Source organism: Sphingobacterium sp. G1-14 (genome assembly GCF_002196555.1).
Taxonomy (GTDB): Bacteria; Bacteroidota; Bacteroidia; order Sphingobacteriales; family Sphingobacteriaceae; genus Sphingobacterium; species Sphingobacterium siyangense.
In genome coordinates this window covers 3,233,164-3,249,224 of the sequence record NZ_CP021381.1, presented here as the reverse complement: position 1 = coordinate 3,249,224, position 16,061 = coordinate 3,233,164, and the positions used below count along the sequence as shown (strand labels likewise).

17 protein-coding genes are annotated in these 16,061 nt (G+C 37.8%); 5 read left to right on the top strand and 12 right to left on the bottom strand.

The window, feature by feature from the left end; all coding sequences use genetic code 11:
* Positions 1-6: 6 nt before the first annotated feature.
* The 3 genes from CBM24_RS13705 to CBM24_RS13695 all read right to left on the bottom strand — a co-directional run bounded on the left by CBM24_RS13705 (position 7) and on the right by CBM24_RS13695 (position 3,111).
* Entirely contained in the window at positions 7-1,341 is a 1,335-nt protein-coding gene (locus CBM24_RS13705; RefSeq protein ID WP_088161650.1) for a GH1 family beta-glucosidase, read from the bottom strand.
* Between the two features lie 374 nt (positions 1,342-1,715).
* Positions 1,716-2,438, bottom strand: a complete 723-nt coding sequence (locus CBM24_RS13700; RefSeq protein WP_088161649.1) for an SIMPL domain-containing protein — start codon at positions 2,436-2,438, stop codon at positions 1,716-1,718.
* 166 nt (positions 2,439-2,604) lie between these two features.
* Positions 2,605-3,111, bottom strand: coding sequence for an RNA polymerase sigma factor (locus tag CBM24_RS13695; RefSeq protein WP_088161648.1), 507 nt, complete (start codon positions 3,109-3,111; stop codon positions 2,605-2,607).
* Positions 3,112-3,457: 346 nt separating this feature from the next.
* On the opposite strand from CBM24_RS13695, the gene CBM24_RS13690 reads away from it, so the two are divergent.
* From CBM24_RS13690 to CBM24_RS27570, 3 genes are all read left to right on the top strand, one after another.
* Positions 3,458-4,189 (top strand): hypothetical protein, encoded by a 732-nt coding sequence (locus CBM24_RS13690; RefSeq protein ID WP_088161647.1) that lies wholly within the window; start codon positions 3,458-3,460, stop codon positions 4,187-4,189.
* Between the two features lie 10 nt (positions 4,190-4,199).
* Positions 4,200-4,856, top strand: coding sequence for a response regulator transcription factor (locus tag CBM24_RS13685; protein ID WP_088161646.1), 657 nt, complete (start codon positions 4,200-4,202; stop codon positions 4,854-4,856).
* 267 nt (positions 4,857-5,123) lie between these two features.
* Positions 5,124-7,139, top strand: coding sequence for a glycoside hydrolase family 43 protein (locus CBM24_RS27570; RefSeq protein ID WP_198385906.1), 2,016 nt, complete (start codon positions 5,124-5,126; stop codon positions 7,137-7,139).
* Between the two features lie 8 nt (positions 7,140-7,147).
* Here the strand turns inward: CBM24_RS27570 and CBM24_RS13670 are convergent, their stop codons facing one another.
* From CBM24_RS13670 to CBM24_RS13650, 5 genes are all read right to left on the bottom strand, one after another.
* Positions 7,148-7,447 (bottom strand): hypothetical protein, encoded by a 300-nt coding sequence (locus tag CBM24_RS13670; RefSeq protein ID WP_157698457.1) that lies wholly within the window; start codon positions 7,445-7,447, stop codon positions 7,148-7,150.
* A 112-nt stretch (positions 7,448-7,559) separates the two neighbouring features.
* Positions 7,560-9,728: an ATP-binding protein gene (locus CBM24_RS13665; protein WP_088161644.1), complete on the bottom strand. Its 2,169-nt coding sequence runs from the start codon at positions 9,726-9,728 to the stop codon at positions 7,560-7,562.
* Between the two features lie 164 nt (positions 9,729-9,892).
* The gene (locus tag CBM24_RS13660) at positions 9,893-10,519 is read right to left on the bottom strand and encodes a hypothetical protein (RefSeq protein ID WP_088161643.1); all 627 of its coding nucleotides are present in this window, start codon (positions 10,517-10,519) and stop codon (positions 9,893-9,895) included.
* 6 nt (positions 10,520-10,525) lie between these two features.
* Positions 10,526-10,678 carry a hypothetical protein gene (locus tag CBM24_RS27565; RefSeq protein ID WP_088161642.1) on the bottom strand — a complete coding sequence of 51 codons (153 nt, stop codon included), beginning with the start codon at positions 10,676-10,678 and terminating at the stop codon, positions 10,526-10,528.
* A gap of 17 nt (positions 10,679-10,695) precedes the next feature.
* Positions 10,696-11,451: a Ku protein gene (locus tag CBM24_RS13650; protein ID WP_088161641.1), complete on the bottom strand. Its 756-nt coding sequence runs from the start codon at positions 11,449-11,451 to the stop codon at positions 10,696-10,698.
* Positions 11,452-11,578: 127 nt separating this feature from the next.
* Between CBM24_RS13650 and CBM24_RS13645 the strand changes: the two genes are divergently transcribed.
* Positions 11,579-12,784, top strand: a complete 1,206-nt coding sequence (locus tag CBM24_RS13645) for an NAD(P)/FAD-dependent oxidoreductase (RefSeq protein ID WP_088161640.1) — start codon at positions 11,579-11,581, stop codon at positions 12,782-12,784.
* Here the strand turns inward: CBM24_RS13645 and CBM24_RS13640 are convergent.
* The 3 genes from CBM24_RS13640 to CBM24_RS13630 all read right to left on the bottom strand — a co-directional run bounded on the left by CBM24_RS13640 (position 12,781) and on the right by CBM24_RS13630 (position 14,931).
* On the bottom strand, positions 12,781-13,755 hold the full coding sequence (locus tag CBM24_RS13640; RefSeq protein WP_088161639.1) for a DNA topoisomerase IB: 975 nt from the start codon (positions 13,753-13,755) through the stop codon (positions 12,781-12,783). The genes CBM24_RS13645 and CBM24_RS13640 overlap by 4 nt on opposite strands.
* Before the next feature lie 406 nt (positions 13,756-14,161).
* Complete coding sequence (locus CBM24_RS13635; protein WP_088161638.1) at positions 14,162-14,353, bottom strand: hypothetical protein; 192 nt, start codon at positions 14,351-14,353, stop codon at positions 14,162-14,164.
* A 77-nt stretch (positions 14,354-14,430) separates the two neighbouring features.
* Positions 14,431-14,931, bottom strand: a complete 501-nt coding sequence (locus tag CBM24_RS13630) for an RNA polymerase sigma factor (RefSeq protein WP_088161637.1) — start codon at positions 14,929-14,931, stop codon at positions 14,431-14,433.
* A 402-nt stretch (positions 14,932-15,333) separates the two neighbouring features.
* On the opposite strand from CBM24_RS13630, the gene CBM24_RS13625 reads away from it, so the two are divergent.
* Positions 15,334-15,585, top strand: a complete 252-nt coding sequence (locus CBM24_RS13625) for a hypothetical protein (protein ID WP_088161636.1) — start codon at positions 15,334-15,336, stop codon at positions 15,583-15,585.
* Positions 15,586-15,642: 57 nt separating this feature from the next.
* On the opposite strand, the gene CBM24_RS13620 is transcribed toward CBM24_RS13625, so the two are convergent.
* Positions 15,643-15,993: a hypothetical protein gene (locus tag CBM24_RS13620; protein ID WP_088161635.1), complete on the bottom strand. Its 351-nt coding sequence runs from the start codon at positions 15,991-15,993 to the stop codon at positions 15,643-15,645.
* Positions 15,994-16,061: the final 68 nt, after the last annotated feature.

Genomic DNA, 16,061 nt, shown 5'->3' with positions numbered 1-16,061 from the left:
CTCCATTTATTTTAAAAAGTCTCCGTACCAACGTCCAGAGGATTTGACGATGCGCTGTTGATTGTTGAAATCAACATAAACTAGTCCAAATCTTGGACGGTATCCTTCAGCCCATTCGAAGTTGTCCATGAATGTCCATACAAAATACCCTTTGACATTTATTCCTTCTTGTTTTGCACGGTAAACCTCCTGTAAAGCGTGCTGTAAATAGCTCAATCTTTTGGGGTCATGCACTAAACCATTTTCAATTTTATCAGGAAATGCAGCACCATTTTCGGTAACAATTAAAGTGGGGATATTAGGGTAGGCGCTAAATTTCTTGAGCATATAATAAATGGAGGCTGGGTAAACTTCCCAGTTCATTTCGGTCATTTCAACTTTGCGATCTTTCGCCGACACTATCTTCGCTTGAAGATAAGGAACGAACATGGCGTATCGTATAATTTCCCGTGTATAATTTTGCACGCCAATAAAGTCCATATCAAATTTCAGATCTCGCTCATCATTCGCGTGCATATACTTTTCAATTCTACCCAGTATTTTAATCTCTTGGGTTGGATAGCCCATTCCTAGTAGTGGTTCTATAAATAGGCGGTTGAGCAATACATCTGCTTTCTTCGCCGCAATAATGTCTCTGTCTTTCGACGTAAATGGTTCAACATGGGAGCAAGAAAAAGTCGTTCCTACTTCGCTATTAGGCTGTAAAGACTTAATAATTCGGCCGCCTTGAGCTTGTGCTAATGCAGCATGATGGGCCGCAGCCAAAAAATTGCCCAAACCTTTTCTCTCTGGTGCATGTACACCAAAGAAATAACCTGCAGCAGTAAATACTGTAGGTTCGTTGAGAACCATCCAATGCTTGACGCGGTCCCCGTAGGTTTGCACACATTTGGAAACAAATTCTCCAAACCAATCTTTCACATCACGGTTTACCCAGCCACCTTTCTTTTCCAATGCATGTGGAAGATCCCAATGATATAAGGTAGGCCAAGGCGTTATCCCTAACTCAAGGGATAAATCGATCAAACGATCATAAAAATCCAATCCAGATTGATTTACCGCACCAATGCCAGCAGGAAATATACGACTCCATGATAAAGAGAATCTGTAATTAGGAATATGCATTCCCTGCATCAAATGCAGGTCCTGAACATAGCGATTGTAAAAATCACAGGCCTCATTACCATGTTGATTTTGAAATATACGGTTTCTTTTTTTGACGAATATATCCCAGATAGAAGGGCCTTTTCCATGCAAATCATGTGCTCCTTCAATCTGGTAGGCAGCTGTAGAAACTCCCCAAATAAAATCTTTGCCAAAGGCATCTTTGGTTAATAGCATTTACAAAAATAAAATTATCGGACCTCAATGCCGTTTTTAAAAACAATTAAGTTTTGTGGAATCTTAATGGTGAATAGAATGAACTGAATCGACCTAAAAAGATTCTAAATATAATCCGCTGGAAAAAATAGTTTATCGTTTTCATAATAGATACATTAACTCCGTTGACTACATTAATTATCGCATTATAAAGTAACAGAACTTATATGAACTGGATATAAACTATATGTTAAATATACGAAAAAATAATTTCGATAATCATCAGTAGTTAATTCGTCCGCGTAACGGCTAACACACTATCCCTCGAGCATTATTTTTTCATTCAACCATTGTATCAAGGACGCTGGTTGATTGGAGACAGAATCGGTTGGCACTTATTTGATTTCAAATTCCGTAAATATCGTTCTTTTAAATTCTAAAACTTCAGGAGCAATTTTAAAACCTTCACCACCATAGCCTTTATTGAATGTTTCTAAAGCCATTCCTGTTCTGTACTGCGTTGATTCGTTGGATGCGCTTCCATCATTGGACAGAAATAGCAGTTTTCCGATTTTAACATCAGCCCTAGATGCAAGTTTTTTTGCCGATTTTAAAGCATCATCATATGCAATAAGATCTGCTTCTCTTAAAATACTGTCTGCTTTGGAGTGGTCAAATGAGATGGAGCCGATTCCACTAATTTTTGTTTCTAACAATTTTCCCGTTAATTCTGTGAATTTTGATAAATCGTGTAAAACAAAATCGATGGTTTGCTGTGCTTGATAACCTATAAATTTATTGGTATTACCAATGTATTGATAGTCTTTATTTGCAGACACGCTACTCGTTTTGATATCTTCTTTTTGATGCCCATATTTTTGGAGCAACGCTATTACGGTGTCGACTGTTGCTTGTGTTTCTCGTACCGCGTCTACCATTCTGGGTTTTGTGAAAGTTGTATTGATGGTCAGGGTGACCTGGTCGGGCATGATCCTAATCTTTCCTTCACCACTTACACGAATTCTGTTTTCACTTTCCTTTGATACCGAACCACACGACGATATTAAAATTATGCTGCTCAAGCATATAAAAAAAATAGCGGTTGTTTGCTTCTTCATACTACATGATGTTCAAAGTGATATAATTAGTAAGTTTCACCCTAAATATAAAAAATATATCCAGAGGTAGGGGTGGCGACTCAAACAATAATAGCCAAAATAACGGGGTGTAAATTCAAAAAGCAGGCTATAACCTGCTTTTTGTTCTTAAAATAGGACTATTTTTTTAATTAATACTTTTTGAGTAAATCTTAAGCTGTTTTTGCAAGGACTTTCGTGCCATGTGTATCCGAGTTTTCACAGTTCCTTCCGGTATTTGTAAGTGCTCTGCAATTTCATAATATTTAAATCCTTCCAAAAACATGGCAAAAGCGTCGTAATAGTCTTTCGATAAATTATTGAGTGCATGCTGAATGTCAGAAGCAACAAAACTATCTTCTCCACGATTGGTTGTTATTTCATTGCGATAACCAGTGCTGATGTATTCGCTTCTGTAATTCTCTAACCTTTTGTTACGTGTATATTGATTGATATACGTGTTTTTCATAATGATATAGAGCCAAGACATCAATTTTGGATGTTTCAGGAATTTTTCGATAGATGCTAGCGACCTCACCATGGTCTCTTGAACCAAATCTTCCCGTTCATCCGGATCGTTTGTAAATTGCGCTGCCAAATATTTTAATGTAGGTCTTTTTTCCTTAAACAGTTGATCGATTGTTGTATTTTCCATATTATCAAATTTTAAGTGTCTATCTTGTCTATCTCACTGCAATTAAGATGCTAGAAAAAGTAATGCAAAAGGGTTGACTGAGCTCAACGCTATCAAGTAGGTATATTTATTTATTATTTTAAATAGCTTATTTACAGTATTTTGAATAATTTATTTGGAGGCGAGAAAATGTTTTATTGTAACTTTTTTACTTTAACAACAAGTGTTTTCCTGTTTAAATTCCCCCATTTATCTTTTTTATATACGTATTTATACGTAGTACTTTAAAGGATACATCTTTTATCTAAATAGGTGTTAATTTTTAAAACTGTTCGTGCCCTGAAGTGGTTATTAGTTACAACATGAAATGGAAAACAATATGGGGGACGTGAACAAAAAAACATACTTTGACTTATCAGATAGTCCGAAAGGGCAATCTGAAGGTCTTAAAGATCAGTCGGAATTAAAGGAGGTGTGGTACGGTAGTCAAGAAGACTTTTATAAATCGATTATTAGAAATCAACAGGAAGATCTCGGAAAAATAGGACGGTATTTTCGTGATGAATTGGCACAGGAGCTCTATGGAATGCGTATATCGCTTCAGAATTTTACAAATCGCTATGGTGATTTTGAAGAATTACGTTGCCTAAGTGATTCATTGACTTCCTTAGTTGTAGAAATCCGCAATAAAGCTGGATTGCTATATAATCCCATATTAAATGATCTGGGAATTTTCCATGCCGTTGATGAAGTCGTGGCCACTTACAAAAAACGATCTGGTTTTACAATTGATACGCTACTTGATCCGCATCTGAGAGAACTGCATCAACCGTCACAAGTTCATTTATTTAAACTCTTGACAGCTATTTTTCAGTACTTAAATGATGAGATACCCGCACAGGCCATCTCAATTTCAGTGCAGGTGATCGAATTTGACATCCTTATTAAAGTATCACCGTTTTTTCAGCAAGGAGGAGCCTTGTCAGTATCAAAACTCGAAAACAGCCCAATGCGTTTAATGAAGATTGCCGAGCTTTACAATGCGCGGATTATGAATGATACGCTTGCGGCAGGTATTTTACTAAAATTGACTATTTAAAAAGATAATAATGATAAAAATCCTATTGGTTGAAGACCACATGGTTGTACGTAACGGAATAAAATTACTATTAGAATCTCAAGAAGGATTTGAAGTCGTTGGCGAAGCGTCGAATGGCAAAGAGGCGCTTGACTTCCTGAGGGCAAATCCTGTTCCTGATATCGTCTTAACGGATATCAGTATGGATGAAATGGACGGCATGGAATTGCTTCAGATCCTAAACACACAGTATTCCTCTATTAAAGTGGTTATACTATCCATGCTCAATCAGATTAATTATGTCATTGAAGCGTTTGAATCTGGTCTTGCTGGCTATTTGGTTAAAAATGTTGGCTATAACGAATTGCTTTTCGGGTTGAATCATATTGCTAAGGGTGGACGGTACATGAGCGAAGAGATCGCCATGATACTTTTAGATCAAGTCCGTTCTGGTCAAAGCTATGCGCAGATCCCAGGAGAATTGCAGACGGATTTTGATATTTCGGAGCGGGAACTGGAAGTATTAAAACTGATTGCGGAAGGCTACACGAATGTCGAAATTGCAGATAAGATTTTTTTAAGTAAGCGTACTGTTGAGGGGCATCGTCAGAATCTCATAGACAAAGCGGGCGTAAAAAACACGGCACATCTGGTTAAGTTTGCTTTTGAAAGAGGCATTTTAAATTAGCGAAAATTTTCCCGGCAAATGATCAGGGAAATTTTGATCCGTAAAGATAGTGTCAGTATGTTGGTGTATATATCGAAATGTTTTCGGATAGAAAAAGTCTGGATAGTAAAATGGGGTTGTGGAAATAGAAGAGGAATGAATTTCGATAATTTTGTCAGGAGATTTTTAAATTGATACAAAATGATATTCAATTGATACAATTTACCTCCAGTTTTAGCAAATATTTATTCAATTTTAGGTTTTCACCTCTATGATGTTTTATAATCAATGAACAAAATATATTTGCTGCCTATTGCTCTCTTGCTGTTTTTTGTCCAAAGGACTTCTGCGCAAACGATAAACAACCAAATTGAAAATGTACACACACCGATAAACGGCATTTTTCAAGCGGATCCGACCATATTCTATCACAAAGGATATTATTACCTCTACGGTACGAATGGTGATCAACATGAACAGCAGGGCTTTAAAGTATACCAGTCCAAGGATTTAGATTCCTGGGTAAGTCTGGAGGGAGTTAATTCAGGTTTTGCGGCTGTAAAGGGCGATATCTTTGGATCAAAAGGGTTTTGGGCTCCGCAAGTATGGTTTGAGAATGGTAAGTTTTATATGGCTTACACAGCCGATGAGCATATTGCAATCGCAGTCGCTGATGCTCCAACAGGTCCTTTTAAGCAAACTGCCAAAGTGCCAATTGCTATCGGGCAAAAGCAAATTGATCCATTTGTATTCCATGATAAAGATGGGAAAAAATACCTATTTCATGTAAGGTTAAAGGAAGGGAATAGAATTTTTGTGGCGGAGCTGAAGTCAGATTATTCCGGAATAAAGGAAGAAACGCTGAAAGAATGTCTCCATGCAGAACTTCCCTGGGAAAATACGGCAAATGCCGACTGGACAGTAAGTGAAGGTCCCACCGTCATTCGAGAGGGAAAATATTATTATATGTTCTATTCGGCGAATGATTTTCGGAATAAGGACTACGCTGTGGGCGTTGCTATCGCTGAAAATATTTATGGACCCTGGAAAAAACTAGAAGGTCAGCCTGCATTAAGCCGTAAGAATAGTGGATTTGCTGGAACTGGACATGGCGACATTTTCAAAAAAGGAAAACAATGGTATTACGTCTGTCACACACATTTTTCAGATGAAAACGTTGCACCTCGGCGGACAGCCTTAGTGCCTATTCATTTTGTGGCAGATAGCAGTGGTGTCTTGGTTCCCCAATTCGAAACTGCAAAGTTTCGCTTTTTAAGCACAGACAAACAACTGAGACAAACTAGAAAATCCTATCAAACAGATGTAGCCTTTGGTGATCCTTTTATTGTATTCGATCCACCTTCGGATCAATACTATTTATATGGAACCGGCGGGACTGAAAATGGATTTATAGCCTATAGTTCCAAAGATCTAAAGACATGGAAAAAGGAGGGAAAAGTATACGATGCCAAACAGCCGAATGGTTGGGGGGAAAAGGATTTCTGGGCTCCTGAAGTTTATCGTGTGAATAACAAATATTACATGTATTATAGTGCTCATTGGAAAGAAAATCCCAAAAAAAACCTAGAAAACTATCGTATAGGAATTGCAGTGGCGGATAGTCCATTGGGGCCATTTAAAGATCTGACCGGGAAACCTATTTTTGATCCTGGATATCCCATCATTGACGCGAATGTTTTTAGAGATACAGACCATAGAAATTATCTGTTCTATTCACGTTGCTGCTACGAACATCCTGTTGAATCAGAAATTGCAACCTGGGCGAAGAAGAAATTTGGCTATAAAAATATTGAAGAAAGCTGGGTTTACGGAGTCGAATTGGATAGCAGTATGACGAAGGTGATCGGTAGTCCCCTTCTTTTAATGCGCCCCCCAGTTACGATGAACGATGCACAATCAGAATGGGAAAGTAGATCAGTTACTTCAGGTGAGGTCAATAGACGATGGACTGAAGGTTCTTTTTTGGTCAAAGAAAACGGATTATATTATATGATGTATTCGGCCAATTATTTTGCAGGAGCCAATTATGCTGTTGGTTATGCGACAGCAACAACTCCTTTAGGAAGCTATCAAAAATCGGCATCTAATCCAATCATTGAAAAGAATACCAATAGGGGTGGGGTGGTTTCGGGTACTGGACACAATAGTTTATTTCAGGACAAGGAAGGAAAAATCCGCTGTGTATATCATGGCCGCACCTTAAAGACGGGAGATCAGCGTATCGTTTTTATCAGCGATGTTTTTTTTGATGAAAAAGGACAGTTGAACATCTTTACAGATTGACCAATCGGTCAATCTGTCTTTTTGGATATGGCCCGATTTTCGACATTTTCGGTCTGGGTAGCGGGAGATTTCTTTCCAGGTCTTGTGCTGTTTCCTGTCCTCAGATCTTTATATTTATAGTTGATATTTTCCTCTTCTTCCGGATCTGTCTCATCTATAGCTGGTTCAGGATGTTCGATGGGATCAGTGTCATTTGGATCGGGAACAGTACGTTCCCCGAACAATCCTTTACGATACCAGATGTTACTAAAATAATAGGCAATAATTAAACCTCGTTTTACTACTGTATGTTGCAATATCTCTTCCATTTTTGATTTCATTTTAAGTGGTACAATCCTTTTTATTGGATGGTATACTCTCCTTAAATGAACAACATTAGATGGAAAATAGTTTGAAAGATTTCAGGATTTGAAACAAAGATCAATCGAGTAGCATTTGCTCAGGAAATGGTTTGACAATCGGGAAGTAAAGGTGGACAATGGTGCCCAAACCGACCTCTGATTCAATTTCGATACTTCCTCCCAATCGTTCCATTATCCGTTTCACCAGCGAAAGCCCAATGCCCGTACCAGGTATTGATCCCACATTGTCGGCTCTGGTAAACATTTCGTAAATATGGGGCAGGTGGTCACTTGGTATGCCAATACCATTATCCTTGATCTGATAATGGGTATAGTCATCTTCATGAGAACTATCTATTGTCACTAAAGGTCTTTCGGATTGTGCCGAATATTTTATTGCGTTAATAATTAGATTGGAAAAAATTTGATACGCGGCACTTTTTTCGCCCCAAATTGGTAATAGGGTACCAAAAGTGGGCTGGCAATTATTGACGTTATATAAAATGCTGTTTTCTTGAAATATGCGCTGAATTGTATAGGCCATAGGAAGTGGTTCCTTGTCTAAAACGCTAGAACGGTGCTGGCTCAACTGGACCATATTGTTGATAATATCTTCAATGTTTGTAACGCTTCTGCTGAAATTCTGGTACCACTTATTGATTTTTGTAAAATCAATATTGTCGGAGTGCTGCTGTAGAAACTGTATGCCCATTTTTAAGATGGACAAGGGATTTTTTAAATCATGAGAAAGGGTATGTGTAAACATTTCCAACTCATTGTTCAAGCTCAGAAGCTCTTCATTCAGCAACTGACGTTCCTTTAGTTTTGCAAAAATGGATTCCTTGATAATCTGATTCAGACGAAGGACAAAATTGATTTCAGCATCATTCCAGGGTTTGGCAACGTCATAGCGCATATCTTCCCAGATTTTGAGCTGTTTGCTTTCATGTGGCTCATTTTTCAGCTCCATCTGCATCACCTGATTGCGGTTTTCCTTTCTAAACCAAACCAGGTAATAATCGTTTTCCAAGCCAACCTTTAGATACATGAGGCCCGCAAAATCAAGTTTATCGTTAAAGTTATCTTGATGATTCAGCCGAAAGTTATAATCTTTGAAGAGGGCTTTATCGGTATGTTTTTGTAGGAATTGAATAATTTCATAAAATTGTGCTTTCTGCGGAGAATGACCATAGTTAAAGACATCGCCCTGATTAAATATGGCCAATCCATCTGCATTGACCAGCTGGGTAAGAATATCCATATGCTGTATCAAAGCACAATTCACCATTTTATTTTCAGAAAGACTCCTTTTTAACTCTTCTTCGGCAAGTTTAAGAAGCTCCGTTCTTTCCAACAGATTCTGTTTGACATGGCTCTCATACTTGCTGGTGGCTGCCTGGATGGCAAACGTACATAGTTTTCGCTGCTGCAGATCGACTAGCCGCTCTTCATCGTTCTGTGCGACCACAAGACCCCAAAAGTCATCATCGATACAGATTCTAAAAAACAAGGCGCTTTGTACATTTATCTTTTTTAAAAAAAGCCGATGAAGTTCAGGTAGAGGTGATAATAAACTCGAGACCGGATCAATTCCTTCGTCAGTATAGTAGAATTCCTGTCCCTCGATATTAATATTGGGAGCATATCGATATGAATAGCTCCGATAGTACGACAAGACTTCTTCAGGCATGAAGTCTTTCGAGAACTCCATTCCTCTGAAATGGGCTTGTCCATCTGCTGTATGTTCAGCAATCACGGAACTATATCCCGTTTCCTGAACCTGCAAAACGAAAACCCGATCGTAATTCAGTAATTTGTTGATGGCCGAACAAACACGGTCCCAATTATTCGGTTGAATAGTATCCAGCAAAAAATTAAGCTCATTTATTTTTTTCGCGGCAATGTATTTTTTGTGTTGTTGTTCCCACTCGATATAGAAGTATTCATCGTGTCTTCGTAATTTTACGTAGACACGTTCTTTTCTCATTTTAATGGGTAAAATATGGCGCGACTGCCTGTTTTCAAGTAGATCAGTTACTGCATTTTTGATTTTGGATAACGCTTTACCAAATGTATTGCTAAAGCTATCAAAGAAATGAGTTCCTAATAGGTTCTCTTTGGCGTCGTGATCATTTACGACAGATTCGGTTACCCCAACGACATTAAAATGTCGATCTAAGATGACCAGACTGCCAAAAGATTGAAGCGTAATGATGGTTTGATTGTTCGGTTGAAATGTATGATTCATAATACCCCAAAACTTCTTATGATATACATAAATATACAAAAAAAATTACGACTACATAAATCGAATCTTTGCTAACAGAACGTTATAAAGTTATATAAAATTGTCTTATTGTTTTTTTTACTTTTAAATTAAAGCTGCTGCAAATTTCCGTTCGGCAGAAGGAACTAATGCTGAACATTAAACTCTTTGGCGATTGCATGAGCCATCCCTTTAAGAAGTGATTTCCATTGTGGGTAAGATGCCCCCATTTTAGCTGCTAGACCAATGACATAATTCCTGACATTATCACTTATATTCTCATTGTCGACATTGATGATCTCGTTTCTTCCGGCGTACTGGAACAAAATACTATTCCTCCGTTGTTCGATCAAAAAGGTTGAAGATGAAATCCCTTCAAAAAAATGAGCTGTATTTTTATCCCCAGGATGGCTAGGATCGGGGCAAGGTTTTAATGTTATGGCAAAAACACTATAATCGTCCGTTTTGTCTGATATGAGACTGACTACATTCACCCAATCATAACCATTACTACTGGGAAGTCCCGGTCCTGGAATATCGAGTCTGATATAATCATGTAATTCGAGTAAACGATCTATTGGAGTACCATAACCCGTCGTTAATTGAAATACAGTGGAAGGAATCTGAGCGAGTTCATACCAATGATTGACCTTTCTAAGATTGTTTATAGCCGAAGTATAGGCTAAATCGGCAATAGCCTCACTTGCAAATTCGAGGGATTCAAAGCAATCCAGGTGCTTGCCTTCTTTCTGTTCCGGTATGATATTCTTCATCTTATTTCACTTCTTATGCTTAAAATATTGAATTTCTTGCTCGTGTTTTTTTGCCTCCGCAAGGGTATCAAAAGTACCCATGTTCCGACGTCTGTTCGTCTCTTTATCTGGATGCCTGGCATATATTCGATATTGTCCCGACTTTAGTTTACGTATCATGGCACAGGGTATTTTGTTTAACCAAGGCTTGCTTTAAGTTTTGCAAGCAAATCGTCCGCTTTTGTATGCTCTACCTTCATCTTTCGAATGGTAGGACGTTTACCCTTGTCTTTTTGTTTGATTATTTTGAGCAGGTCGTCCATATATTCGTTTTTATAGCTGCTGATATCGAAAGATGTACTGTGTTGCTTGATCAGCTGTGTAGCCATATCCATTTCTGCTTTTTGAATTTTAATTGTGTTAGGTAATTTAAGCTCATCAAGTGCCCTGATTTCCTGTTGATAACGTATTTTATTCAAAACCAATGCATTTTGATAAGGCTTTATAAGGGCTAGATGTTCTACATTTCGCATCACAAAAGATCCTAAGCCCGCCATTTTAGTTTTTTCCAATGCTTTGAGCAACAACTGATAGGCTTTTTCTCCACCTTTCTGTGGCTCCAGATAGTAGGGCGTTTCAAAATATATACTGTCCACATCCGTCAGTTCGACAAAAGCATGAAGATTGATAAGTTTGGTCTTTTCCGGACTTGCGTCTTCAAAATCCGCATCTTCCAATACGACATAATGATCTTTCATGAAATATCCCTTAACGATATTGTCCCATTTTACTTCTTTGCCGGTTTGTTCGTTTACCCGCTTAAATTTAATATTGGACAGATCTTTTCGATCAAGCATATCCAGATCTAAAGCAGCACTCTCCGTTGCACTATATATTTTAATTGGGATATTGACCAAACCAAAACCAATAGCCCCGGTCCAAATTGCTCGCATAAGTAATCTATTAATTGCTAATAGGATAACCTTGGTAATGATCAAATGGTTTGAATTTTTATAAAATGTCCGCCAAACTATTCTGGAAAGAAACAGTTATACAAACATTCAATATGCTTTTACTACAATGGATTTAAAGTCAAATGAACCTTTCTGGTTAATAAAAAACGGTCTTCTTAATAGTTACCCTTCCTTGCAAGATGATAATAGCTGTGATGTTCTTGTCGTTGGGGGCGGCATTACAGGGGCCCTGATCGCACATCAATGCATAAACGATGGAAAGAAATGTATTCTTATTGACAAGCGTGAAATTGTAAATGGGAGTTCGGCGGCAACAACCTCTATGTTGCAATATGAAATTGATGTGCCTTTGTATAGATTAAAGGAATTAATTGGTGAAGAGGGCGCAATAGCGAGCTACAGCGCCTGCGGTGAAGCAATTGTCAAATTGGGGAAAATCGCAAAGAAAATCCGGTCCAAAGCTGGTTTCCGAACAAAAAAATCACTCTACTACGCGGCAAGGAAAAAAGATATCTCCTGGTTGAAGCAAGAGTTTGAAGCCCGACAAGCGGCGGGTTTTGACGTTAAATGGTTGACGGAACAAGATATCAAGGATCGTTATGCTATATATGGCGCTTATGCTGGGATTCTCTCTGCTCTAGGGGCAAGCATAGATGCCTTTTGCTTTACACATGAACTGCTGGCATACAACGTTAGAAAGGGATTATTGATTTTCGACAAAACAGCCTTAGACACTGTATTATATAAGTCGGGGCATAATCTTGTAACCACTTCAACAGGCGCTAAAATCAAAGCGAAGAAAATTATTTATTGTACAGGATACGAAACGACAAACCTTATTCCTGAAAAATTTGTCGATCTATTGAGTACCTTCGCAATCGTGTCAGAAGTCGATAAAGACAATTATGATCGGTATCGCGATCTGCTTATTTGGAATACCGCTGAACCTTATCTGTATATGCGCACCACAGACGATCATAGGTTTCTGATTGGGGGCGAAGATGAAGAATTCAAAGACCCTGTTAAGCGAGATAGTCTCATTTCAGCAAAATCACTTAAATTGGAAAAGTCATTTAACAAAATTATTGCCAATAGGGTCTTTCACGCAGATTTTGCCTGGGCTGGTACATTTGGAACAACCAAAGATGGATTGCCCTATATCGGAAAACATGAAAAGTTTAAAAACTCATATTTTGTGTGTGGTTTCGGTGGAAATGGTATCACATTTTCGGTGGCTGCCATGGATATGGCAGCATGCTGGATGAACAACCTACGCCATCCACTGGACAAATGGTTTAGGTTTGGGCGTTAAACAATTGCCTTAGCGGTGTGTTTAAGCAGAAAACGGTATAATTTATCCTCTAATTTCGCGAGCGGTAATTTACTTTTTATGCTGGGGAATCTTCCCTCCATAAATAAACGTTGTATGTCGGGATGGATATAATATGTCTGTGAAACAGTCTTTGTATTACCGAGTTGCTCAGCAACATGTTTAATGACCTTGTTTAACTGTCTTTTTCGCGCATTAAGTGTATCTGCCTGTTTTGTTTGGGCGAGCTGGTAAAAAGCTTCTCGACTGGCTCCCCAAATACGAATGCTTTTACAGCTGATCTGACCCGTAGAATTCTCCCGGAGATACTGATTAAAGGCGGCACCGCAGAACGTGCTTTCGCACGTAGCACTATCAATCTGAAATATCCTTTTTCCCTTCATTTTTAAAAGTTCTTCCAGAAGCTTAGCTTGTTGCCTATTGGACCATGACTTTTGCTGAAAAACCCCCTTTTTGCCTTTATAAGCCAAAGATATCGTGTTGTTTTCGATGGTGACGTGCCTTTTTTCCAGTGTACTTAGGCCATATGACTTATTGGACAATGTATAGCGCTTATTGCCGATACGGATTAATGTACTGTCCATAATTTTAAAAGCAATTGCACACAATTTGTCCATATCCCAAACCTGACGTTTGAGATGTTTAGTGCTGATCTTTCTTAATTCTTGCAAATATTTACCCATAAAAAGAATATTGCTGAACTTTGCCGCTTGTCGTTGGTCAACGAATTTCGTATGGTAGATATATTGTTTACGCTCTTTTTGATCGAATCCAAAAGCTTGCAGATCACTGGTCTTACTTTTGGCAATCCATACATCCTTCCAGTTGGGTGGAATAACCAGTTTCATAATTCTTTCTAAGATCTTTTTATCAGATACTTCTGTTCCTGATGTATCAAAATATTTAAAAGACTTGCCTATTTTCTTTCTTGTATAACCGGCTTTTACTTTCATATAATAATCTCCAAAGTCAACGTATGCTTAAACCCAAAAATGTTATTTAAATTTCTTATGTGAATGCTTGAGACCATATCAGTTGCCATTTGTTAATCAGCAGTTCGATCATGGTTGATCTGTATAAGATCGTTGATCATTCTATGGTCATTTATAAGTTTGGTTTCCATTGTATCATGCTGATGAGTGAATTTTTAATCTTTTTTGTAAGAACGGAAGAGAGGCATCCCCGGTTTTCGAAAAAAATAAGATGCGTATTATTCACATAAATCAAGGGTTTTATACAGGAAAGGGGAGACGGACTATCAGGTAAATAGAAAGAAAAATATATTAAAAAGGGTTACTTTCTTAACAAAAGCAACCCTTTCTATGGATAAATTTCAATGTTCTATGAGTAAATTCTCATCTATTTTGTTTTATTTACAGAAGGAGATTTTTTACCTTTTTCTGTCTCTACTTTAGTTTGATTTTTGTCTAATGTGTCCGTAACTACCGCTTGTACAATGGTCTTACCATTTCCTTTTCCAATGGGACCGCCACAGATAATCAGCGTAATGACCATATTGTGCTGATTTTTTGTTTTAACTTCTGATTTCATATATTTATTATTTAGCGAATTGTCAGCTATCCGGTTAAGTTACTTTAGGTAGATAACCTCAAAAGCTACGTTTTGTTTTATTTTAATTTGTAAATTTTAAGTTGTTTTTGAAGTTTTTTTCGCGTCATGTGTATCCTGGTTTTGATTGTTCCTTCAGGCATGCCAAAATAGGTGGCGATCTCATGGTATTTGTATCCCTCAAGGAATAATTGAAACACCTGGTAATTTTCTTCCGACAAACTGCACATCGCTTTTTGAATATCATCAGCGATAAACTTGCTGTCACTTTTATTGGATTCTACAGTGTTAGTGCTTTCTAGACCGATGTATGTTTCATGGATGTCGTTTATACGTTTGGCTTTACGATATTGGTTAATGTAAACATTTTTCATAATAACGTAGAGCCACGACATTAATTTGGGATGACGGATAAAATCATCGATCGATTTCAATGCACGAATAAGCGTCTCTTGAATTAAATCCTCTTTTTCATCGGGATCATTGGTGAATTTTCCCGCAAAATGTTTCAAAAGACTTCTTTTTTCCTCGACTAAAATATTCAAATTGGAATTGCTCATAGTATCGTTTGTTAAATTGATTGATGTTTATTTGATACATGGAGGTGCAATTAAAGTGCTACATTTACGTTTTCAGGTTCATCTAAAACTTGTTTAAACAGGCATAGGGGAAAAATACGTACACCTGCGTATTGATTATTTTGTGGCCTAAACGCTACAAGAGTACACAATTGAAAGCGTCCCGATAAAAATAGGCGACCGATTTGGGCCCGGTTAATTGGGTATTTGTTCCATTAAAAAATGTCTTTATTACGGGTATCCTTCTGTATTTAGTGGAGTGTGGGAACTGTCTGTTTTTTTAAGCAGAAGTTTAAATGATTGTTTTTTATCAGTTTTTATTAAACTAATAAGTTCTGAATGTGGTTCTTAAGAAAAAGATTGATCACAAAAACAAAATAAAATATGAAAAAGAGAAAGAAATTCACGGTAGTTTTGGGAACGTTATTATTTTGCAGCACACTATTCTTTGCGTGCCAAAATCCAAACAAAAATCCAGCAGAAGGAAGTGGTCAGGCGGACAATATCGCGCCGAGCGCTGCCGATGAAACAAGATACAATTTAAGCGAGCAACAAAAAATGAGCATGCAGAAGGATACCAGTTTAGCAGACACGCTTAGGAAGGATAGCATCAATGCTATACAATCTAAACCTTAAAGGAGCACTTAGAAAAGGTCACTCGGACCTCTTCGTTATATTCACAAAAAAACTCCCTTAGTTGTGGGAGTTTTTTTTGTCCTTTTCTTTTTGATCTGAATCAGCATCATAAATATCTTCTTCTGAATGATCTGGTTTCTCTTTATGTTGATCCTCTTCTGTATTAATCTTTTCTCTAGTTGTGCGGTCGCGTTGTTCTTCTTCACTTGGATCGGGGCCAGCCATACTTTTTGGAGAGTTAAGTTTGCGATTGACCGCATCTCGATCCGAAACCTTGGATGGACTAAATACGGACTTAAGACTGTAGCTGTCCGGTTGGTTTTCCATTGGGGCTATTTCGTGCAAGAATAGGGAGCTTTCTTGGAAATAATCTGAAATAGCATCACCAAATTGAATTGCTGTATTCATCGTCTTTTTAATAGGAACATGAGTCAAATCTGATTGGTTCTCTTTTTTACAAAATGACAAAACGATAT

Coding starts and splice junctions, on each gene's coding strand:
- CBM24_RS13705 (WP_088161650.1), bottom strand. CDS start 1,341: ATGCTATTAACCAAAGATGCCTTTGGCAAAGATTTTATTTGGGGAGTT.
- CBM24_RS13700 (WP_088161649.1), bottom strand. CDS start 2,438: ATGAAGAAGCAAACAACCGCTATTTTTTTTATATGCTTGAGCAGCATA.
- CBM24_RS13695 (WP_088161648.1), bottom strand. CDS start 3,111: ATGGAAAATACAACAATCGATCAACTGTTTAAGGAAAAAAGACCTACA.
- CBM24_RS13690 (WP_088161647.1), top strand. CDS start 3,458: ATGGAAAACAATATGGGGGACGTGAACAAAAAAACATACTTTGACTTA.
- CBM24_RS13685 (WP_088161646.1), top strand. CDS start 4,200: ATGATAAAAATCCTATTGGTTGAAGACCACATGGTTGTACGTAACGGA.
- CBM24_RS27570 (WP_198385906.1), top strand. CDS start 5,124: ATGAACAAAATATATTTGCTGCCTATTGCTCTCTTGCTGTTTTTTGTC.
- CBM24_RS13670 (WP_157698457.1), bottom strand. CDS start 7,447: ATGGAAGAGATATTGCAACATACAGTAGTAAAACGAGGTTTAATTATT.
- CBM24_RS13665 (WP_088161644.1), bottom strand. CDS start 9,728: ATGAATCATACATTTCAACCGAACAATCAAACCATCATTACGCTTCAA.
- CBM24_RS13660 (WP_088161643.1), bottom strand. CDS start 10,519: ATGAAGAATATCATACCGGAACAGAAAGAAGGCAAGCACCTGGATTGC.
- CBM24_RS27565 (WP_088161642.1), bottom strand. CDS start 10,678: ATGATACGTAAACTAAAGTCGGGACAATATCGAATATATGCCAGGCAT.
- CBM24_RS13650 (WP_088161641.1), bottom strand. CDS start 11,451: ATGCGAGCAATTTGGACCGGGGCTATTGGTTTTGGTTTGGTCAATATC.
- CBM24_RS13645 (WP_088161640.1), top strand. CDS start 11,579: ATGGATTTAAAGTCAAATGAACCTTTCTGGTTAATAAAAAACGGTCTT.
- CBM24_RS13640 (WP_088161639.1), bottom strand. CDS start 13,755: ATGAAAGTAAAAGCCGGTTATACAAGAAAGAAAATAGGCAAGTCTTTT.
- CBM24_RS13635 (WP_088161638.1), bottom strand. CDS start 14,353: ATGAAATCAGAAGTTAAAACAAAAAATCAGCACAATATGGTCATTACG.
- CBM24_RS13630 (WP_088161637.1), bottom strand. CDS start 14,931: ATGAGCAATTCCAATTTGAATATTTTAGTCGAGGAAAAAAGAAGTCTT.
- CBM24_RS13625 (WP_088161636.1), top strand. CDS start 15,334: ATGAAAAAGAGAAAGAAATTCACGGTAGTTTTGGGAACGTTATTATTT.
- CBM24_RS13620 (WP_088161635.1), bottom strand. CDS start 15,993: ATGAATACAGCAATTCAATTTGGTGATGCTATTTCAGATTATTTCCAA.